At 38.1% G+C, this 20,686-nt stretch carries 15 protein-coding genes and 2 pseudogenes; 11 read left to right on the top strand and 6 right to left on the bottom strand.

The genetic code is table 11. From position 1 onward, the window contains the following. The first annotated feature begins 29 nt into the window (after positions 1 to 29). Together ACLCEG_RS10600 and ACLCEG_RS10595 are read left to right on the top strand one after the other, a co-directional pair. Positions 30 to 671 carry a hypothetical protein gene (locus tag ACLCEG_RS10600; protein WP_410567445.1) on the top strand — a complete coding sequence of 214 codons (642 nt, stop codon included), beginning with the start codon at positions 30 to 32 and terminating at the stop codon, positions 669 to 671. A 336-nt stretch (positions 672 to 1,007) separates the two neighbouring features. Then, positions 1,008 to 3,197 (top strand): bifunctional SulP family inorganic anion transporter/carbonic anhydrase, encoded by a 2,190-nt coding sequence (locus ACLCEG_RS10595; protein WP_410567443.1) that lies wholly within the window; start codon positions 1,008 to 1,010, stop codon positions 3,195 to 3,197. A 73-nt stretch (positions 3,198 to 3,270) separates the two neighbouring features. Here ACLCEG_RS10595 and ACLCEG_RS10590 read toward each other — a convergent pair whose 3' ends face one another. The 4 genes and pseudogenes from ACLCEG_RS10590 to ACLCEG_RS10575 all read right to left on the bottom strand — a co-directional run bounded on the left by ACLCEG_RS10590 (position 3,271) and on the right by ACLCEG_RS10575 (position 7,644). Next, positions 3,271 to 4,020, bottom strand: a complete 750-nt coding sequence (locus tag ACLCEG_RS10590) for a hypothetical protein (protein WP_410567441.1) — start codon at positions 4,018 to 4,020, stop codon at positions 3,271 to 3,273. Continuing rightward, positions 4,021 to 4,944, bottom strand: coding sequence for a DUF2167 domain-containing protein (locus tag ACLCEG_RS10585; protein ID WP_410567439.1), 924 nt, complete (start codon positions 4,942 to 4,944; stop codon positions 4,021 to 4,023). It abuts the gene before it with no gap. Between the two features lie 253 nt (positions 4,945 to 5,197). Further along, complete coding sequence (locus ACLCEG_RS10580; protein ID WP_004705127.1) at positions 5,198 to 6,088, bottom strand: SDR family NAD(P)-dependent oxidoreductase; 891 nt, start codon at positions 6,086 to 6,088, stop codon at positions 5,198 to 5,200. A gap of 273 nt (positions 6,089 to 6,361) precedes the next feature. Further along, a pseudogene (locus ACLCEG_RS10575) lies at positions 6,362 to 7,644 on the bottom strand (O-acetylhomoserine aminocarboxypropyltransferase/cysteine synthase family protein). 255 nt (positions 7,645 to 7,899) lie between these two features. Here ACLCEG_RS10575 and ACLCEG_RS10570 point away from each other — a divergent pair. Both ACLCEG_RS10570 and ettA read left to right on the top strand, forming a co-directional pair. Next, positions 7,900 to 9,621 carry a thiamine pyrophosphate-dependent enzyme gene (locus ACLCEG_RS10570; RefSeq protein WP_406520537.1) on the top strand — a complete coding sequence of 574 codons (1,722 nt, stop codon included), beginning with the start codon at positions 7,900 to 7,902 and terminating at the stop codon, positions 9,619 to 9,621. A gap of 220 nt (positions 9,622 to 9,841) precedes the next feature. Next, positions 9,842 to 11,503, top strand: a complete 1,662-nt coding sequence (ettA, locus tag ACLCEG_RS10565) for an energy-dependent translational throttle protein EttA (RefSeq protein WP_004705132.1) — start codon at positions 9,842 to 9,844, stop codon at positions 11,501 to 11,503. A gap of 42 nt (positions 11,504 to 11,545) precedes the next feature. Here ettA and ACLCEG_RS10560 read toward each other — a convergent pair whose 3' ends face one another. After that, positions 11,546 to 11,926, bottom strand: coding sequence for a tetratricopeptide repeat protein (locus tag ACLCEG_RS10560; RefSeq protein ID WP_004705135.1), 381 nt, complete (start codon positions 11,924 to 11,926; stop codon positions 11,546 to 11,548). A gap of 338 nt (positions 11,927 to 12,264) precedes the next feature. Continuing rightward, positions 12,265 to 12,407, bottom strand: a pseudogene (locus tag ACLCEG_RS10555) (hypothetical protein); the annotation flags it as partial. 281 nt (positions 12,408 to 12,688) lie between these two features. On the opposite strand from ACLCEG_RS10555, the gene ACLCEG_RS10550 reads away from it, so the two are divergent. The 7 genes from ACLCEG_RS10550 to ACLCEG_RS10520 all read left to right on the top strand — a co-directional run bounded on the left by ACLCEG_RS10550 (position 12,689) and on the right by ACLCEG_RS10520 (position 20,662). Further along, the gene (locus tag ACLCEG_RS10550; protein WP_254626892.1) at positions 12,689 to 13,087 is read left to right on the top strand and encodes a cation efflux protein, CzcI-like; all 399 of its coding nucleotides are present in this window, start codon (positions 12,689 to 12,691) and stop codon (positions 13,085 to 13,087) included. A gap of 230 nt (positions 13,088 to 13,317) precedes the next feature. Further along, positions 13,318 to 13,935 (top strand): methyltransferase family protein, encoded by a 618-nt coding sequence (locus ACLCEG_RS10545; RefSeq protein ID WP_025467861.1) that lies wholly within the window; start codon positions 13,318 to 13,320, stop codon positions 13,933 to 13,935. Positions 13,936 to 14,072: 137 nt separating this feature from the next. Beyond that, positions 14,073 to 14,246 carry a hypothetical protein gene (locus ACLCEG_RS10540; protein ID WP_002050594.1) on the top strand — a complete coding sequence of 58 codons (174 nt, stop codon included), beginning with the start codon at positions 14,073 to 14,075 and terminating at the stop codon, positions 14,244 to 14,246. 197 nt (positions 14,247 to 14,443) lie between these two features. Then, positions 14,444 to 14,839, top strand: a complete 396-nt coding sequence (locus ACLCEG_RS10535; RefSeq protein ID WP_025465216.1) for a cation efflux protein, CzcI-like — start codon at positions 14,444 to 14,446, stop codon at positions 14,837 to 14,839. Between the two features lie 57 nt (positions 14,840 to 14,896). Continuing rightward, on the top strand, positions 14,897 to 16,306 hold the full coding sequence (locus ACLCEG_RS10530; protein WP_410567437.1) for a TolC family protein: 1,410 nt from the start codon (positions 14,897 to 14,899) through the stop codon (positions 16,304 to 16,306). After that, on the top strand, positions 16,306 to 17,514 hold the full coding sequence (locus tag ACLCEG_RS10525) for an efflux RND transporter periplasmic adaptor subunit (RefSeq protein ID WP_004705147.1): 1,209 nt from the start codon (positions 16,306 to 16,308) through the stop codon (positions 17,512 to 17,514). The genes ACLCEG_RS10530 and ACLCEG_RS10525 overlap by 1 nt, the downstream gene beginning before the upstream one ends. Then, the gene (locus ACLCEG_RS10520; RefSeq protein ID WP_410567435.1) at positions 17,504 to 20,662 is read left to right on the top strand and encodes an efflux RND transporter permease subunit; all 3,159 of its coding nucleotides are present in this window, start codon (positions 17,504 to 17,506) and stop codon (positions 20,660 to 20,662) included. The genes ACLCEG_RS10525 and ACLCEG_RS10520 overlap by 11 nt, the downstream gene beginning before the upstream one ends. Positions 20,663 to 20,686 lie beyond the last annotated feature (24 nt).

Here is a 20,686-nt window from a genome sequence, read left to right as displayed (position 1 = left end):
TTTTTTATTTAGAAATAATAGGATAAACAATGATTAAATATAAAAAAATTCGTGGAGAAAAAAGGAGAATTAGAGAAATTAAACAATGGATCGATGATCATCTGGTTCTTGATATTGCATATTTAAAGCAATATCAGTGTGAATATGTAAAATTTTGGGTTAGCCCATGGGATAGGTTATCTTTAACAAATAGTCAGTATCCACAGCCACAAGGTATATATAAGAAATTATTCCTTGGTGGGTTATTACAAATATACATGTCATGGAAAGAGCAATTAGACTCCTTAGGCCAGCCTTACTATTTAAGAATATGGTTATTTGAAAATGATTTAAAGCGGTCACAAGTTGTTTGCACAATTGATGAAAAAATTGAGCATTATCATGAGCTTTTTGAAAAATCTTTTAATAATACTTTTTTAAATATAGGCAAGTGGCAAGAAGTGGGCGATATTATGAATAGAGTTAATTGGGAAAAGAAAATAGAAATAACGTCATATGAGAAAGATTGGGTTGGTGCCCCTAGTGACTATGAGACTCAAAAAGATTATGAATGTTCAAAAAAATGGTTTAATAACAATGTAATTGAGAAATATCGTGAAGTAAAAAGAATTGATGGGGATGAATATTATATTGTTGAAACAGATAATGTTTGGATAGGCTATATTTTATAAATCTAAAATAAAAATTATCTAATAAAGATTAGTGTACTTAAGCATTTTCGTATCTTATTCAACTTTCCAAATCTATAAATTGTTGTACCAGTTATATTTATAAATAGTTAATCATGAGTATTTATTAAAAAATCGCACTGTTAAAGATGAGGTGAATCTTAAGATCAACAAAAACGTTGTGAAATCTACAATCAACTATACAACGTTATAGCATAACTCAACTTTAACCCTTTTCAGTTGTCAGACAATATCGACAAAGCCTTGAAGTAAGTTCCTCACTTTCAGGCAGTTACATTAAAAATTGATTATTTTTTTATATTATAAATGGTTGTTTTTATGCCGGCTTTAGAACTGAAAAATAGATTTCATTTAAACGATCTTCTCTCGGGAGTGGTCGTATTTCTCGTGGCGTTACCCTTATGTTTGGGTATTGCCTTAGCCTCAGGCGCTCCAATCATTTCGGGTATTATTGCCGGGATTGTTGGTGGAATTATTGTTGGTCTACTGAGTGGTTCTCACATCAGTGTCTCTGGCCCAGCAGCAGGGCTGACTGCGGTCATCCTTGTACAGTTAGATCAATTAGGCGGCAACTATGCCGCCTTTTTATTGTGTATTGTATTTGCAGGAATTTTACAAATTCTATTTGGAATATTTAAGTTAGGTTTCTTTGCTAACTTTATTCCAAACAACGTCATTTTAGGATTATTGGCTGCTATTGGTGTCATTCTGATTGTGACTCAACTGCCATATTTATTTGGGCTGACTGACTTTTCATGGAAAAACGTTTGGACTGCTACACCTGATACTTTTCTTCAGCACTTTGACGCTGGCGCAGCGCTTATTGGCCTACTGAGTTTATTTTTAATTTTAGCTTGGGATAATAGTCCACTTAAAAAGTTGGCCATACCTTCGGCTTTAATTGCTGTGGTCATTGCAGCAGTTTTAAACTTTGTGTTAATGAATATCGGCTCGCCTTGGGCAGTACAAACCAATAATTTGATTCAACTACCAAACATATTGCAAGCGCCGCAAGAGGTATTGGTTTTTCCAGACTTTAGCTATCTGGCTGAACCATTAATTTATACTGGAGCAATTACACTCGCGATTGTGGCGTCTTTAGAGACATTACTAAACCTAGAAGCCGCAGATAAACTTGATCCTCAAAAGCGTTCATCTCCACCTAATCGTGAACTGTGGGCACAAGGTGCGGGGAATATTGTTTCAGGTTTAATTGGTGGCATGCCAGTCACTTCAGTCATTGTCCGCAGTTCTGTAAATGCAAATACAGGCGCACGTAGTAAATATTCCACGATTATTCACGGCATATTATTGCTACTAGCAGTTTTATTCTTTGTTCAACTCATGAATATGATTCCATTGTCTGCGCTTGCAGCGATATTAATCGTGACTGGTTTTAAACTGACTCATCCAAAGCTATTTAAACAGCTTTATCAAAAAGGCTGGAAACAGTTTTTACCTTTCATTATCACTCTTGTTGCAATCTTGCTGACAGACTTATTAACCGGAATTTTGGTGGGTCTATTTACCAGTAGTGCGTTTATTTTATATGGCAACTTCAATAAAGGCGTTCGTGTTTATAAAGAAAAGCATTTACACGGAATCGTGACCCGTATTGAGCTTCCATCACAAGTGACTTTTCTTAATCGTTCAGCACTCATTTCAGCATTGGAACATGTTCATAAAGATCAGCAGTTGATTATTGATGCGACTCAATGCGATTCGATTGATCCAGATATTTATCAGGTCATTCAAGATTATCAAAATGAAACTGCAGTTAAGCGTCAGGTTGATTTGAAGCTTATAGGGTTTAAACAGCACTATGAAGAAGTAGATGATGCAGTTCTTGATATTTACATTAGTACTAGAGATTTACAGCGTAAATTAAGTCCGCAGCAGGTGGTTACTTTACTTAAAGAAGGTAATGAACGTTTCGTAAAAAATGAACGTTTACAACGTGATATTTACCGTCAAATCCGTGTCACTGCAGATGAAGGTCAACACCCAATTGCGGCTGTTTTGGGATGTATGGATTCACGTGCGCCTACCGAAATGATCTTTGATGTGGGTATTGGTGATCTGTTTAGTTTAAGGATTGCTGGTAATATCGCAGGTCAAAAAGTACTAGGTTCACTTGAGTTTGCCTGTCAGGCCAAAGGTTCTAAAGTCATTTTAGTTTTAGGTCATACCGACTGCGGGGCAGTGACCAGTGCATGTCAGCTACACTTACAGCAAAAACAAGTCTCTGATGTGAAAGAAATGCCGCATATTCAATATGTGCTTGGACCGCTCATGCGCTCGGTAGAAAGTGTATATGACATTATGCAACCACGTGAGGTAAACAAAGCTTTTATTAATCCGGTGACAGCAATGAACGTTCACTACAACATTCAATATATTATTAATAACAGTACAGTACTTAAAGACTTGCTAGACCGTGGTGAGATTGCAATTATTGGTGCGATTTACGATGTTAAAACAGGGCATGTTGAATTTTTAGATGCGTAATGTTCTTTAGTCTAAATTTAAGCAGTAAATTGATTATATGAATAATAAAAAGCCCCTGATAAGGGGCTTTTTATTATTCATTTTTATAGCTTAAGTCTTGAGATGCGATAAGTTGTTGCTCTTTATGTTCAATCGTAGAGATACTTTCTTGGTTTGATATTGATTTTAATACTTTGAGATCTTTCAAGATATTATTTAAAAAGTCTTGATAACCTTTTTTAGTCAGAATCTGTTTAGCTAGGAGAGTTCCCTCGGACTTTACTGCATAATTTAAGCTTATTTTCCTTAATAAATTTAAAGAAAAAGGGGGGCACAAAAAAGTATCAAGTGCTAGTTGTGAAACTTTACTCCAAGAAAGCTTTAATTTTTTTCTTTTAGATATCACATAAAAAATATTAATCAGATTTAAAAAATAAATCGTAGTAATAGTGATAGCTAGAATGACGTAATTCAACTTTAATAAAAAAATTATAGGTAATAATATAAGAATCAGTATAAATAAAATAATATTGACGAATTGAAGGGGTTTTAGAGTAGCTGTTATGAGCTGAATATTTTCTATATCCTCACGAGAGAGTGCCTGATTTTTGAAATCATTTAGTCTCCATGAGCATTTGAAAACAAGTTGATAAGGTAAAAAGAACTCAAAAACTACTAGATATTTACTAAGAAAGTTTAACTTTTTAGAAATGAATTGTGCTTTAAAAGAGTGTTTAATGCCTTTTTTAATAATGAATTCATTATAAAAATAAAGGTAAGTTGAGTCATATATATAGAACCCAACTATACCTAAAACCAAAAGAGATTCTAAAGAAAGATGCATTTATGATTTATTTCTTTTGAAAAGCGAGCTAATCCATCCACCTACAGCAATTACACCTACAGCAATAAATTTCCAAGCTGCTGCAAAGAATGCCGCAATTACAGCCCAAAAACCTTTTTTAGTTGCAACAACTGCTGCACCACCTGCAATTAAGGCTGCTAAGCCATATCCAGCAATTTTATCGCCTTCTTTATATTCAGCGTATTTCTCACCAAAATTATAGTCAAATCCGTTTAAACTCTTTTTAAACTCATCAATATTCTGTGTAAGTTGTTCTTCATCAGATACAAGCGTTGCGCTAGTCACACCTGTACGGCCTAATATGCGAATCGTGTAATTGATTATTTCTGAATTATCTTCTGAACGTACTTTCAAAGCCCATTCTAATCGTTTGGTTTGATTATCATAATGGGGAGGAACTGCCCAGCCTACAGTATAAAGTTTAGGTAATCCTAAGCGAGTTCTTTCTTCATTGGATGGGCCATCTGATTCTTTAAGTTGTTTTAATAACGTATCAGCATCAATTTTTTCATCATCTTTTACATAACCAGATGGATCAAAATTAAAGGTTGCCCACCATGTTTCATTTGGTGAAACAAGAATATTTGTGCTTCCATCCGTTAGATTTCCAGTAAGTTCTAAAAATTTATCTGAATTTTTGGGATCTAGAAAACCTTCATCTTTAAGTGTATTTAGGGTTGCAACATTAGCGACATTTTCTTTTTTGGGTCCTATATGCCAATCTAGTTTAGACATTGGATTTTCATTTGTTTGCGGTGTCGATTGATTATTGGTAGTAGTTTTTTCAGTATTTTCTGATGCATTTACACCACAAGGAATAGAAAGAGTTCCGAGTGTTGTAAAACTAATTGAAATTGCATAAACCAATGGGCGTATTTTTTTTGAGTGTAAAGGATTTAACATGAAGTTCTCACAATGAATTTTAAAGTTCAGCTTTATAGCAATTTATTTTTTGCGTCATTTATTTGTTTATATTAAATTATTTTTATTTAAAATTAAAATATTTATTAAATTTAAACTATATATTAGATGGAAGGTTCAATAATAATTATTAATACGACATAAAATATTTTATTGGAAATCTAGATTTTGCTCATAAAAAAGCAGAACCAGTGTGTTCTGCTTTTTTATTATTAACTCATCTTAATATGCCGAATTACCAATGTTCACCTGGGAAAATTCGTGCATAAGCTTTTTGTGCCCAGTTCAATTTCTCAGCTTTTTGACCTTTTGCTGCATCAGAACTTGGGAACAGGCGGAAACCAATCGACATAAACATGTTGTTGATGCCCGGCGCGACTGAATATGTCATAGACGCCAAACGACCTAAGTTCGTCGCAATACGTTTTGGACGTTTCACAATTGCATAAGCAATTAAGTCAGCTGCTTGTTCAGGTGAAAGGGTCGGTACGTATTTATAAATTTTGGTTGGTGCGATCATTGGGGTACGCACTAAAGGCATATAAATTGATGTGATCGCAATTTTATGCGCATGAACTTCGGCAGAAAGACAGCGACTAAATGCATCAAGCGCAGCTTTAGAAGCGACATAAGCAGAGAAGCGTGTTGCATTTGCTAATACGCCGATTGAACTAATATTAATAATTTGACCGTCTTTACGTTGAATCATGTGAGGCAAAATATTAAGCACCATTCGTACAGCGCCAAAGTAGTTTAATTGCATGGTACGTTCAAAGTCATGGAAACGATCATAAGACTCATGAACAGCACGACGAATAGAGCGACCTGCGTTATTGATTAAAATATCAATATGATCAACAGAAGCTAAAATATCTTTAGAAACCTGATCAATCATGTCCATGTCGTTAAGATCACATGGGAAAATTGATGCCTGACCGCCACGGCTTTCAATATCTGCTTTCACTTCTTCTAATGTTTCTTGAGTACGGGCAACCAGTAAAACATGCGCACCAGCGTCAGCAAGTTTGTTCGAAACCGTTAAACCGATTCCACTTGAGGCACCTGTCACTAAAATGACTTTACCTTGTACCTTTTCTTGGAACAGAGCTTCTAATTTTTTATTCACAGCATTTTACCTAAGTAGGGGCAGGGGCTATTTATTCCGGTATGTAATTTTTATTTTTTACAACCGTTGGTTCATCCTGATGAACTCCTAAATATTGCCCTATCTTAATAGATGTATAAAAATTGTCTAGTGTGTAAATATATGAAATTTAACAATTTATTTAGAGTAAAAGCTCTAAATTATTACCCTAATCCATTAATTATTGTGAAGGGGTAAATCAAATGAAAATAAAAAAGCCTCTATATTCCAGAGGCTTATTTATTGGTTTAAAAATTATACAGATGAAAGTGCTTGTTCTAAGTCGGCAATTAGGTCATCGACATGCTCAATACCAATAGAAAGACGAACCATATCTTCACTTACTCCAGCGGCTTTTAGTTCTTGTTCATTAAGCTGGCGGTGTGTGGTTGTTGCAGGATGGCAAGCCAGACTTTTAGCATCACCAATGTTCACCAGACGAGTAAATAGCTGTAGTGCATCAATGAAGCGAGTACCCCCTTCACGACCATCTTGAACACCAAAGGATAAAATTGCAGAAGGTTTACCTTTTACATATTTTTGTGCAAGTTGGTGTTGTGGATGATCTTTTAAGCCTGCGTAATTGACCCACTTTACTTTTGGATGATTTTGCAAATATTCCGCGACTTTCTGTACATTTTCAGTATGGCGTTCCATCCGTAAATTAAGCGTTTCTAGACCCTGTAAAATTAAGAAAACACTGAGCGGGCTAATCGCAGCACCTGTATTGCGTAATGGCACTACACGTGCTCGCGCGATATAAGCTGCCTCACCTAAAGCTTCAACATAATTAACCCCATGATAACTTGGGTCTGGTGTATTCAAAACTTTAAAACGCTTTGGATATTTACCCCAAGGAAATTTACCGCTATCGACAATCGCACCGCCAATACTATTACCATGACCACCAATATATTTAGTAAGCGAATGGATAACGATATCGGCGCCATATTGAAATGGTTTTAATAAAGCAGGAGTAGCACCGTGTTATCGACAACGACAGGTACACCATATTCATGAGCGATTTTTGAAATTTCTTCTAAATCGATGATATTGCCGAGCGGGTTACCAATTGACTCAACAAAGACAAGTTTAGTTTTATCATCAATTAAATTACGTAAGCTTTCAGGCTTTTGATAATCAAAAAAGCGAACTTCAATTCCTTGTTTTGGTAGTGTATGGGCAAATAAGTTATATGTACCGCCATATAAAGTTGAGACAGAAGCAATATTATCTCCAGCTTCGGTGATCGTCTGAATTGCATAAGTAATTGCTGCCATTCCCGATGCTAAAGCTAAAGCACCGATGCCGCCTTCGAGTGCCGCAAGGCGTTGCTCAAGCACAGCAGTGGTCGGGTTCATAATGCGAGTATAAATATTGCCTTGAACTTTTAAATCGAAAAGATCAGCACCATGCTGTGTATTATCAAATGCATAAGAAGTTGTTTGATAAATCGGAACAGCGACCGCTTTGGTTGTTGCTTCAGGAGTGTAGCCTGCGTGAATGGCTAAGGTTTCATCTCGGTATGTATGTGACATTGTTATCATCGAAGTGGTCAAAGAATAATCCAGATTTTTTAGCATACTCTTTATGCATGATTTAGATATTTTTATGTAAAGTTCAGCAGTTTTAAGCATAAAAGAACTTAGTTTAATTTTTTCAGATCACTGAATTGAATTTACATGATGTTGAGAGAAAGCCACAAAAACTTACTGGCAGTCTGAACCTTGCAAGAACACTATAAAAAGCAAAAGTAATTCAATTCATGATAAAAAAGCTGGAGAAGTGAAGTAATGAGTACTCAAAAAGTATCTGACATTATCATTGAGGTGCTGGAACAAGCAGGTGTTCAACGTTGCTACGGTATTGTGGGTGATACCTTAAACCATGTCACCGACTCCATGTCTAAGAGTAAAATTGAATGGATTCATGTTCGCCACGAAGAGGTTGGTGGTTTTGCAGCAGGCACGGATGCTTTACTCAGTGGTCACTTAACGGCATGTGCAGGATCTTGTGGACCAGGGAGTCTGCACTTTATTAATGGTTTGTATGAATCGCATCGTAATCGTGCCCCAGTCATCTTGATTGCCAGCCAGATTTCTACCGAGATGGCCGGATTTATCGACTTTCCACAATATGTCGATTTTAAATCGGTTTATGCCAAAAATTCGGTTTTCTGTGAAGAAATAACCCAACCTTCACAAGCTAGACATATCATGAGTATGGCTTGTCAGGCTGCACTGACCAAGCGTGGTGTCGCCGTGGTTATTGTTCCTGCGAATATTAGTGAAGCGTCAGCTGAAGCAGGTCTACCTTTTGTACCACGCCAAACAGATCCCGATATTTTGCCGAGTAAATCTGAGCTCAAACAGATTGTTGATCTGATTTCACAGCATCAAAAAATTGGAATTTATGCAGGGGCAGGATGTGAGGGTGCGCATGACCAACTGGTGGCTTTTGCAGAGAAGTTAAAAGCTCCCGTAGCACATACTTCACGTGCCAAAGATTTTGTCGAATATGACAATCCATACAATATGGGTATGACAGGTATTTTTGGTAATAAAGCGGGTTATCACACCCTCATGGATTGTGATTTACTAATTTTACTGGGTGCCGATTTTGCATGGGCACAGTACTATCCAAGTCATGCCAAAATCTTGCAGATTGATATTGATCCGACCCATTTGGGTCGACGCCATCCAATTACATTGGGCGCCGTGGGTAAAATTTCATCGACTCTCGATGCTTTATTGCCATTACTTGAAACACGTCATGAACGTGACTTTCTAGATCATTGTCTTGAGCTGAAACATCAGAGTGATGAAACACGCCATAAAGAAGAGCGGGTGGGTAAAGACGGGCTGATCCATCCACAATATCTGGTTTCGCTACTCAACCGCTATGCAGATCAGGATGCAATTTTCTTCGGAGATGGTGGTTCACCGATGGTATGGGTATTAAGACATATTGACGTCAATGGCAAACGTCGAACCTTTACCAGCTTATTACATGGCACTATGGCCAATGCCATGCCACAAGCACTTGGAGCACAAAAAGCATTTCCGAATCGCCAGATTATTGCATTGTGTGGAGATGGTGGCTTAGCCATGTTACTGGGAGACCTGCTCACTACAATTCAGGAAAAATTACCCATCAAGATTGTGGTATTTAACAATAGTTCGTTGAATTTTGTAGAGCTTGAACAAAAAGTTGAAGGACTGCTTGACCATTATACTGATTTGCTCAATCCTGATTTTGGTCAACTTGCCAACGTCATTGGGTTGCATGGGCAAACAATAAAGCATGGCGACGGGTTGGAGCAGGCAGTTGAGAGTTTTTTAAAACATGATGGCCCAGCTTTACTCGATGTTCATACCAATCCGATGGAACTAGTAATGCCGCCAGACCCTAACCTGAATCAGGTTTCATCGACCTCACTCTATGCGATTAAAGCATTAATGTCGGGTCGGGTAGATGATGTTAAAAACTTATTAGTCAATAATTTCATTAAATAAATCTATGTAAATCAGTTCAACTCTCCGCATTCTGATAAGTAAAAAATGCATGATTCAAGGTCATGCATTTTTTATATCAGGAAACAATTTTGACGACATTTATCAGTCATAAAAACCGATTAAACTCAATCACGCCTTATTTTTTTGTCGCGTTCAGCATATAATAGCTACTATTTTTCGCTCATTGCGATCTGTTGGTTTTTCAATTGAGGAGTCCTGCGTGGCCCAATATATTTATACGATGAACCGAGTGTCTAAGATGGTTCCGCCAAAGCGCGAAATCTTAAAAGACATCTCTTTATCATTTTTCCCGGGTGCCAAAATTGGTGTTCTCGGTTTGAACGGTGCGGGTAAATCTACCTTGCTTCGTATTATGGCTGGCGTAGATAAAGATTTCTCAGGTGAAGCTCGTGCACAACCTGGAATTAAAATCGGCTATTTAGAGCAAGAGCCGCCACTTGATCCAACTAAAGACGTTCGTGGTAACGTTGAAGATGGCGTACGTGAAGCTTTAGATGCTTTAGAACGTCTAGATCAGGTATTTGCAGAATATGCAGACCCAGATGCAGATTTTGATGCGCTTGCAAAAGAGCAGGAAAAATTAGAATCAATTATCCATGCTTGGGATGCGCACAACCTAAATAACCAGCTTGAAATTGCGGCAGATGCCTTGAACCTTCCAGCTTGGGATGCAGACGTAACATTACTTTCAGGTGGTGAACGTCGTCGTGTAGCGCTTTGTCGTTTATTGCTTTCTAAGCCTGACATGCTTCTTCTTGACGAACCGACGAACCATTTGGATGCAGAGTCTGTATCTTGGTTAGAGCGTTTCTTGAAAGATTTCCCTGGCACAATCGTTGCGATTACGCATGACCGTTATTTCCTTGATAACGTTGCCGAGTGGATCTTGGAGCTTGACCGTGGGCATGGTATTCCTTACCAAGGTAACTACTCTTCTTGGTTAGAACAGAAAAATGCTCGTTTAGAACAAGAGCAGAAACAAGAAGAATCTTTTGCTAAAGCATTGAAAAAAGAACTTGAATGGGTTCGTTCAAATGCGAAGGGTCAGCAAAAGAAAAACAAAGCACGTATGGAACGTTTTGAAGAGCTTAACTCTAAAGAATTCCAACAACGTAATGAAACGTCTGAAATCTATATTCCACCTGGCCCGCGTTTGGGTAATAAAGTTGTGGAAGTGGAAGGCATCAGCAAATCATTCGATGGTCGCTTGTTGTACGAAAACTTAACGTTTACCGTACCTCCAACAGCTATTGTGGGTATCGTTGGTCCAAACGGTGCGGGTAAAACCACTTTATTCCGTATGATGACTGGCGAACAGCAACCAGATACAGGTACTGTGACTTTAGGTGAGTCGGTTAAAGTGGCTTACGTAGGTCAGATTCGTGACACCTTGGATAACAATAAAACGGTTTGGGAAGAAGTTTCTGGCGGTTTAGATATCCTGAAAATTGGTGATTACGAAATCGCATCACGTGCTTATATTGGTCGCTTTAACTTTAAAGGCCAAGATCAGCAAAAACGTGTAGGTGAATTGTCTGGTGGTGAACGTAACCGTTTACAACTTGCGAAGATCTTACAGATGGGCGCAAACGTGATCTTACTGGATGAGCCATCGAACGACTTGGATATTGAAACTTTACGTGCGCTTGAGGATGCAATTCTTGTGTTCCCAGGTACGGTAATGGTTGTATCGCATGACCGTTGGTTCCTTGACCGTATTGCAACGCACATCTTGTCGTTTGAGAACGAACAGCCAGAATTCTACACTGGTAACTATGCAGAATATGAAGCTTACCGTCAGTCACGTTTAGGCGAAGATGCATCTCAAAAACGTACGAAATACAAAAAGATTACGGGTTAATTATCCGTAAATGAAAAACCAGCCTAAGGGCTGGTTTTTTTATTAGAAGGCAAGTTTACTAAAGGCTTCTTGTAGGCAGCGTTCAGCGTCGGGATGACCTTGGCTTGCTGCTTTGTTTAACCACTTTTCAGCTTCAGTGTAGTTTTTATCTAAACCAAATTGACCGTTTAAATAGCCAATACCCAGTTTAAAGGAAGCATCGGCGTTACCTCTTAAAGCTGCACGAAGATAACACCACATTGCATTGCGGTCATTTGGGGTAATATCTAACCAATTTTGCATACGCTCATGATCTTGTAGGGCTAACTCTTCAAAACGTAAGCCTTGCTCAATTTCATCCTCAGCTTGCGAATGCATATCGGCGGGTAAGTTTTCAAAGGCAAACAAGTGATTAAGCCCATGTTTGATTGTTTTCATATCCATGATAGTCTCCCCTTGTTCCTCAATTTGATTGAATTGACTCACACTTTTAAGCTAGTCCCTTATACAGAAATCTTATGTTTTATTTTGTAAATGTGATATAGCGCATTTGGATGAAAAATGATGAGGTTTTAGCTTACATAAAAGTTACACGTGTTTTTACGCTTAGCGAAATTACAATAGAAATAGCGGTGTTCCTAAGTAAAGCTAGAACTTTTAAAATTAGAAAATAAGTTTAATGAAGTTAAAAAATTCTTAAGAAAATTTATAAATATCAAACAAAAGAAATTTTTTTAAACAAAACCAGTTTAAGAACTAGTTGTTCACTATTGAGGAAATCTCTACTTAGTAAAGTTACCTCTTAAATCTGTCCAGATCAGAGAGGGTGCTACTATGACTACATCAAATGCCATTGCTAAAGAATAAAGTGCCATACGTGTTACACGTTTAAACGTATTTCATCTTTTTGCTGTAATGCGATCTTAAAGTTTTTAAATTATCCGCTCGGCTTTTAAGGTATTAGTGGTTTGCTAAACTTACTGTTTTGCAACTAATTGATGTGAAAGGATATAAAAGCTGCATTTATAATTTTTACAATTAGGCAGTATTTTTTCAAATCCTAATTTTTAGATTTTTAGCCACGAAAGAAAATTTAGGAACAATTTGATTTACAAGAACTGAACCTATAAATCAAGATTCTGTAATTTTATTACATGTAGATTGCCTGCTATAGTGACTTTGTGCAATTTACGTCATGGTGTACCGTTGGCACGCTCTACAGTTTTTATGTCCGTCTTGTTTAGTTTGCTTATATTCCAAAGCTTATGGAATGTGGCAGCAGCATTTTGTGTGCATGAAAATAGGGGAACAGCATTACAACATTTTGGTCATCATGCAGATTTAAATGTGTATCAATCTTCAGACCATATGCAGACTGAACATGTGGGTATTGTAGAAAATTCTGATAATGCTCCACTAAGTTGGCAAGATCATCATGATCATTTACCTTCATGTTTTCATGTAGTCATGACTGATAACGCCAAACAGGCTCAAGAACCTGTTGTATATGTACATGAGCGTTCACAAGTCTATTACTGGTCTAATTTTTATCAGTCTCCGTATCTTGGAGACTTAAATCCCCCTCCTGTTTTAACCCCGCTATAGGTGGGGTAGCCGAAAAACAACCCACTAGAAATTTATTTATTTCAAAGGGTTAATTGTATGTGTAAACAAGGCACGGTAGTCCTCTATGTGGATTACTCATTTAGATATTCACGTCTTTATTCTAATCAAAAGGCAGAATATAAGTTTCCATCAAATTTTTCTGAAGAACAGAAATATCATCTAAACAAAACAGTTACCTTGTCTCTGAGTATTCACAGTGATGGGGGATTATGGAAATGAATATTTTATTTTCCCCCCGTGTTCGAACTGTGAGTTCCAGAGTTATTGGTTTTGTTTTGGCTATTATTCTCGCTTTAAGTTTTAGCAAATGGCATTTTCAGGCGGCATTTGTAGAACATATCTTATGGGTTTTTGGATGGCTATTTGTTGGTATCGGAGTAATGGGAAGAATATGGTGCAGTCTTTACATTTCCGGATTTAAAAATGCCAAGTTAGTGACTGACGGCCCATATTCTCTGTGTCGAAATCCTCTATATCTGTTTAGCTATTTGGGAGGACTCGGAATCATGTTGATTACTGAGACTTTCATTTTTCCCATATTATTCACGCTTTATTTCTTCTGTTATTACCATTATGTCATTAGTCAAGAAGAAGCTTTTTTAAGTGAAAAATATGGAACAGCATATACAGATTATGTAAAGACAATTCCCCGTTTTTTACCCAGTTTCCAGAATTTTAAAGAACCAGATTTTTATCAAGTCTCACCAAAGCATTTTCGTCTTTTTTTGACTCAAGTCGTTTGGTTTATCTGGATTGCTGCGTTGGTCCAACTTTTTGATGAGCTGCGATCGCATGGTGTTCTTCCTTCATTATTTAGTTGGTTCTAGTAAAAAGTGAAATGTGCATGCTTTTCAAAGAATCGGAAGATTGTACTGAATTGATGAATCGAGGCATGCAAAAAATTATATGTATTTAAGGATTAACTCCTTAAATACATTCGGAATATTTAGATTAGGTGATTATGATGTTAATTAAATTAAATATAAAATCGGCTTTGATGGTTCTATTTCTTTCAACGAGTTTGGCTCATGCTGATGGAGGATTAATATTCCTCGAAAAGAATATTAAGTCTCAGCAAGAAACGAAAGCTAAAACAGAAAAAAGTAAGAATCCTCATTTAACATGTAAACGTAAATAATTTTTATTTTTGCAGAAAGCTAATTATTTAATAATTAGCTTTCTAGCTATAAAGATAAACATTTTTAATGGCTTATTTATCTTTAATCCAAGTTATTCGGTATTGTTTCTATGTTGGCATTCAGAGATGTAATTTTATTACATGCTATGAGCCTGCTATAGTGCCCTTGTTCAACTTTTTAGTTTAATGGTGTGCTGTTGCCACGTTCTGCACTTTTCATGTCCGTCTTGTTCTGTTTGCTCATATTCCAAAGTTTATGGAATGTGGCAGCGGCATTCTGCGCCCATGAAAATCAGGAAAAAGCATTGCATCATTTTGGTCATCATGCAGCGTTGAATTATGAAATTTCACAGCATAGCCATACTGAAAAGACTGACGTCGCAGGGACCACTCACAAAGCTCCTTTGAACTTGTCTGATCATCATGATCATTTACCTTCATGTTTTCATGTTGTGATTGTAGAAGCGCAAGAAAAAATTGTTTCACCGTTAATGCGATCATCTGAGCTCAAACAACAATACTATTGGTCCAATTCTTATAAGTCCCCTCATATCTCTAAACAAGATCCGCCTCCTGTTTTAACCCTGCTATAGGTGGGGTAGCCGAAAATTAGCCCACCAGAAATATTATTTATTTCATAGGGTTATTTTATGTCTATTTTTTTATACGAAAAACGTTTCGTTAGTCTGAGTTCATCTTGGGTACTTAAATCATTAGTTGTTGCTGTTGCACTTTCAGCTAGTGTGATAACAACTGCTGCTAGTTCAAATCAAAATCTTGCTGAGAACACTCAAGCGCAGCGCGTACAGAATGTTTTAACGTTCGACCAAGTACTTGATCAGGTTAAGCAGTTTCAGACTCAAACAGGAATTTGGCAAGCTCAACAAGATATTGCAGACAGTAATATCAAGCAGAGTCAGCTATGGGAAAATCCTACTGTTTCAGTACAGCAAACGGGTTTTAACTCTGGAAAAGATCAGGAGCTTGAACTTGGTATCTCCCAAAAGCTAGATATTTTTGGTGTACGCTCCGCGGCAAAAAAACTAGCAACTGTCCAGCAAAATCAAGTTGAGTTAAATCAGGTTCTGTATGACGCTCAACTCAAGCTGGCTGTTAAATATTTATGGTCACAAGTATCAATTTTAGAGCTTCAACATGAGGTTGCAAAAGCTCAGTTAAGAACAAGTCAAAACTTTCTTGATGCTACGCGTTTACGCTTTCAAGCAGGCAGTATTGCTCAGGTTGATTTAGACCGGACTTTAATGACGCATGTTGAAAATCAGCGTTTATATCAAGAAGTTGAATTATCACTGAGTAGTGCCAAACGAAAACTGGCGAACTTATGGGGTGAGACGGAAGATAACTTCACCTTACGTCCAGATATCAAAAGTGCGTGGCCTTTAAAAAATGAAGGTGATATCGATCAATACTTAAAACAGAATTTGTTAGAACAGTCCATCCGGCTTCAAGCAATACAGCAAAATTCTGAAATTAATTATTTAAAAGCAAAAAATCGCCCTACGCCTACGGTAAATATGGGTGTGGTTCGTAGTAAAACTGCAGATACAAATAGTACTGAAAATCAGATTCGAGTAGGTATTGCAGTTCCCTTAAATATTTTTAATCGTCAACAATATGCCCTGAAAATTGCTCAAAGCAAACTTGATTTAATTGCTCAGCAGCAAAGTTTTTATAAAAAGCAAAGCTTAGATTCTATACGCACCTTACAGTACGAGTTGGCTGGTTTAAAGCAGCAATATAACTTGATGAATGAACAGCAGATTCCTTTATCAGAAACGGTACAGGAGAAAATGTTGCTTGGTTTCAAAGTCGGTAAATTTGCAATTACTGATGTTCAGCAATCTACCTTGCAATTACAAGAACAAAGGTTGAAAAAAGTTCAACTACTTAAATCTGCTTGGCAAAAAGCAATTGAAGCAGAAAGTTTAGCTCTCGGGATCGATCCTAATATGGTGATGGCTGGGGATGCATTAAATCAAATCAATCAAAATTTATGGCAAGACACTTATAACTTGCCGACAGTTGGAGGGGCAGAGTAATGTCAGTTAAAAAAATGAAAAACCAATGGCTTATTGCTATTTTGCTCCTGATAGTCTGTCTTGTTATAAGTGCTTGGTTATTTTTCTCAGGGAAAAAACAGCCTAATACTGAGAAAAGTGAAGAAGGACATACAGAAGGTGAAGCAGGCCACAGTGAGTCTGAAAAAGAGGAAGGAAGTTTAAATCTGACTTCTAAGCAACTGGTTGAATATGGTGTGAAGTTAGAGCAAGTAGGACGTGGAGAAGTTGAGCAGAGTCTTTCTTATCCTGCCAAACTTGTCGTAAATACAGACCAGCAAGCACATGTCTCTTCTACTTTTTCTGCACGAGTGGATAGCGTAAATGTTGCGCTGGGACAACAAGTTGAAAAGGGGCAGGCGCTTGCGACTTTATTTGTACCAGATTTGGTCGATCAACAAGCTAACTTAAGCATGGCACAAGAAGCACTCACATTAGCTCAGCAAGATTATCAGCGTGAAAAGCAATTGTGGGAACAAGGTGTTTCAGCACGTCAAGATTATCAGCGTGCTTACAATGCTTATCGTCAGGCACAAATTCAGGTACAAGCTGCAAATAGCCGTTTAAGTGCCTTGGGAGCGAATCGTTCAAGTAGCGGTCGATATGTTTTAACAGCGCCTTTAAGTGGTGTAATCAGTAATAAAGACATCGTCATTGGTGAGCAAATTGGCCCTGAAAAACAGTTATTTGTGATTGATCGCCTAGATCAGCTATGGGTTGAGTTTGTGTTACCAAGTACAAATACCAATATTCAGCCTAATCAGGAAATTGAATTTAAATCGCTTCAAACGAATAATATTTTCAAAGCGCAGGTACAAAGTTTAACGTCAGAAGCGGATAGTCAAACTGGTCGATTACAGGTTCGGGCCAAGGTGCTGACACCTTCAAAAGAATTACGTCCTAACTTAATGGTCAACGTGTTACTGAAACAAAATAATGCAGCGACGGTATTACGGGTTAACAAGGCAGCGGTACAACAGATTGATGGAAAGAATGTGGTCTTTGTTGCAAAACAGGAGAAGGACAAAATTCATTTCGCTCCAGTTACCGTAGAGTTAGGCAATTATTCTTCAGATGCACAATGGGTCGAGGTTAAATCCGGAATTACTGAAAAGCAGCAATATGTGACTCAAGGTAGTTTCTTGCTCAAGTCCGAACTTGAAAAAGGGGAGGCTGAGCATGGACATTAATAAACCTGATTTGCCAGAGGCTGAAGGTTTGTTTGATCGGATCATTCAGTTTTCAATTAAAAATGCCATCTGGGTCATGATGTTTGTTATTGCTTGGATTGGTGTTGGAATTTATAGCTACCAGAAACTTTCAATTGATGCCGTGCCAGATATCACCAATGTGCAGGTACAAATCAATAGTCAGGCCAATGGTTTTACGGCACCAGAAGTTGAGCAAAGGATCACTTATCCGATTGAAAATGCCATGTCTGGTATTCCAAATCTGGAACAGACGCGTTCAATTTCCAGATATGGTCTTTCTCAGGTCACGATTATCTTTAAAGATGGTACAGATATTTACTGGGCAAGACAGCTGATTAACCAGCGTTTACAAGAGGCTAAGAGTGCTTTACCCGATAGCATTGATCCACAAATGTCTCCAATTTCAACTGGACTGGGTGAGATTTATCAATGGGTGGTAAAAGCAGAGCCAAATGCCAAAAAAGCAGATGGTTCAGCCTATAGCGCGATGGATCTACGTGAAATTCAAGACTGGATTATTCGTCCTCAGTTACAACGCGTACAAGGGGTAGCCGAGGTTAATAGTATTGGTGGATATAACAAAACCTATGTGGTTTCACCAGATCTGACGCGGTTACAGCAGTTGCAGATTCCACTCACCGACTTACAGGATGCGCTTCAAAATAACAATGAAAACCGCGGTGCTGGATTTATTGAAGAGAATGGTCAGCAACTCACAGTTCGTGTTCCGGGTATGCTGACGTCGATACAAGACATTCAGAACGTTACGGTCGCAACTAAAAACGGTTTACCTATACGGGTTGCTGATGTGGCTTCAGTATCGATTGGTCATGACTTGCGTACTGGTGGTGCTACCTATAATGGACAGGAAACTGTTTTAGGTATCGCCATGATGATGATGGGTGAAAACAGTAAAACCATTGCCAAAGCGATTGATCAGAAAGTTCAAGAAATTCAAAAATCACTCCCACAGGGTGTTGTGATTGAGACAGTCTATGATCGTAGTAGTCTCGTAGATAAAGCGATTAAAACGGTAGCCAAAAATTTGATTGAAGGGGCGATTTTAGTCATTGTTATCCTTTTCATTTTTTTAGGAAACTTTCGTGCCGCTTTAATCACTGCTTGTATTATTCCCTTGGCAATGCTTTTTACCTTAACGGGTATGGCAGAACAAAAAATCAGTGCTAACCTCATGAGCTTAGGAGCTTTAGACTTCGGGATCATTGTGGATGGGGCAGTTGTTATTGTTGAAAACTGTATTCGGCGTTTGGCTGAAGCACAGCATTTAAAAGGTCGTTTATTAACACGTTCAGAACGTTTTACAGAGGTCTTCCTCGCAGCTAAACAGGCACGACGCCCATTAATATTTGGTCAGATCATTATTATGGTAGTATACCTACCAATTTTTGCTCTGGCAGGCGTAGAAGCAAAAATGTTCCATCCTATGGCAATGACGGTTGTCCTAGCGCTATTGGGAGCAATTATTTTATCTGTGACCTTTGTTCCAGCAGCTGTTGCTTTGTTTGTTACGGGTGAAGTGAAGGAAAAAGAAAGCCGCTGGATGATGAGCTTGAAAAAAGGTTATGCAGGCTTACTCGATAAGGCTTATGCCTTCCGATATGTTGTTGTCACAGCAGCGGTCAGCATCTTGATTTTGACAAGTGCAATTGCAACACGAGTGGGTAGTGAGTTCGCACCTCAGTTAAGTGAAGGTGATTTTGCACTGCAACTCATGCGTGCACCGAGCACTGGCATAGAAGAGTCGCTTAAGATTCAGGAGAATGTGGAAAAGCAGTTATTGAAAGCTTTTCCCGAAATTAAAGCCATTTTTGCAAGAACAGGAACAGCCGAGGTTGCTACAGATGTCATGCCTCCTAATATTTCCGATGGTATTGTTTTATTAAAACCACACGATCAATGGCCAAACCCTAAAGAAACGATAGATGAACTGCGTGCCAGAATGCTGCAGTTCGTGAACCAGATTCCCGGTAATAACAGTGAATTTTCACAACCGATTGAACTACGTTTTAATGAGCTTATTTCAGGTGTACGTAGTGATATTGGGGTGAAAATTTTTGGGGACGATATGCAGGTTCTCAATCAGGAAGCGGAAAAAATAGCTCAACAGCTACGTAGCATTCCGGGTGCCAGTGAAGTCAAAGTTGAACAGACTGACGGTTTGCCATTACTAAATGTAGATGTTGATCATGCATTGGCTGCCCAATACGGTCTATCAGTCAAATCTATTCAGGATATTGTGGCTGCCAGTATTGGAGGGCAGAGTGTAGGGCAAATTTTACAGGGAGATAGACGTTTCGATTTTGTGATTCGTTTGCAGGAAAACATGCGTACGCCTCAGCAGTTAGCTCAGTTACCGATTCGCTTACCAAATGGTGGTCTGATTCAGTTACAAGACGTCGCTAAGGTTGAGAATATTCTAGGCCTTGCTCAAGTAAGTCGTGAAAATGGTAAGCGCCGTGTCATTGTGACAGCAAATGTGCGTGACCGTGATCTTGGGTCTTTTGTACAAGAGATGCAAAGCAAACTGGCACAGCAAAAGCTACCTAGCGGTTACTGGTTAGGCTATGGAGGACAGTTTGAAAATCTTGCTTCTGCTACAGCAAGAATGCAAATCGTCGTGCCGATGGCGCTCATCATGATCTTTGTGTTGCTCATGGCTGTATTCAGTAATTTTAAAGACAGCTTACTGGTATTTAGTGGAGTTCCTTTCGCTTTATCTGGTGGATTAGTGGCTTTATGGCTGAGAGATATACCACTTTCGATGTCTGCTGGGGTCGGTTTTATCGCTTTATCGGGTGTTGCAGTATTAAATGGTTTGGTCATGCTCACGTTTATTAAAGAGCTGAGAACAACTTTAGATGTTCATGCGGCAACCTGGAAAGGAGCGGTATTACGATTACGTCCAGTATTAATGACAGCATTTGTTGCTTCACTTGGTTTTATTCCGATGGCTTTGGCAACAGGAACTGGAGCCGAAGTGCAACGACCTTTGGCAACGGTCGTAATCGGTGGCATTATTTCATCTACGATATTAACTTTGGTTTTATTACCGGTCATTTATCGATGGATGAATGAAAGCAAAGCGAAAAGCGCTGAGCATTCATAATGTCATCGTTTTGAGATATCTTTT

Source organism: Acinetobacter sp. H1(2024), from assembly GCF_046557555.1.
GTDB lineage: Bacteria > Pseudomonadota > Gammaproteobacteria > Pseudomonadales > Moraxellaceae > Acinetobacter > Acinetobacter seifertii.
This window is presented reverse-complemented; position numbering and strand designations above follow the sequence as displayed.

Excerpts from the sequence above, each read along its gene's own strand:
- ACLCEG_RS10525 (WP_004705147.1), top strand. The coding sequence starts at position 16,306 with ATGTCAGTTAAAAAAATGAAAAACCAATGGCTTATTGCTATTTTGCTC.
- ACLCEG_RS10595 (WP_410567443.1), top strand. The coding sequence starts at position 1,008 with ATGCCGGCTTTAGAACTGAAAAATAGATTTCATTTAAACGATCTTCTC.
- ACLCEG_RS10545 (WP_025467861.1), top strand. The coding sequence starts at position 13,318 with ATGGAAATGAATATTTTATTTTCCCCCCGTGTTCGAACTGTGAGTTCC.
- ACLCEG_RS10570 (WP_406520537.1), top strand. The coding sequence starts at position 7,900 with ATGAGTACTCAAAAAGTATCTGACATTATCATTGAGGTGCTGGAACAA.
- ACLCEG_RS10560 (WP_004705135.1), bottom strand. The coding sequence starts at position 11,926 with ATGGATATGAAAACAATCAAACATGGGCTTAATCACTTGTTTGCCTTT.
- ACLCEG_RS10590 (WP_410567441.1), bottom strand. The coding sequence starts at position 4,020 with ATGCATCTTTCTTTAGAATCTCTTTTGGTTTTAGGTATAGTTGGGTTC.
- ACLCEG_RS10520 (WP_410567435.1), top strand. The coding sequence starts at position 17,504 with ATGGACATTAATAAACCTGATTTGCCAGAGGCTGAAGGTTTGTTTGAT.
- ACLCEG_RS10540 (WP_002050594.1), top strand. The coding sequence starts at position 14,073 with ATGTTAATTAAATTAAATATAAAATCGGCTTTGATGGTTCTATTTCTT.
- ACLCEG_RS10600 (WP_410567445.1), top strand. The coding sequence starts at position 30 with ATGATTAAATATAAAAAAATTCGTGGAGAAAAAAGGAGAATTAGAGAA.
- ACLCEG_RS10585 (WP_410567439.1), bottom strand. The coding sequence starts at position 4,944 with ATGTTAAATCCTTTACACTCAAAAAAAATACGCCCATTGGTTTATGCA.
- ACLCEG_RS10530 (WP_410567437.1), top strand. The coding sequence starts at position 14,897 with ATGTCTATTTTTTTATACGAAAAACGTTTCGTTAGTCTGAGTTCATCT.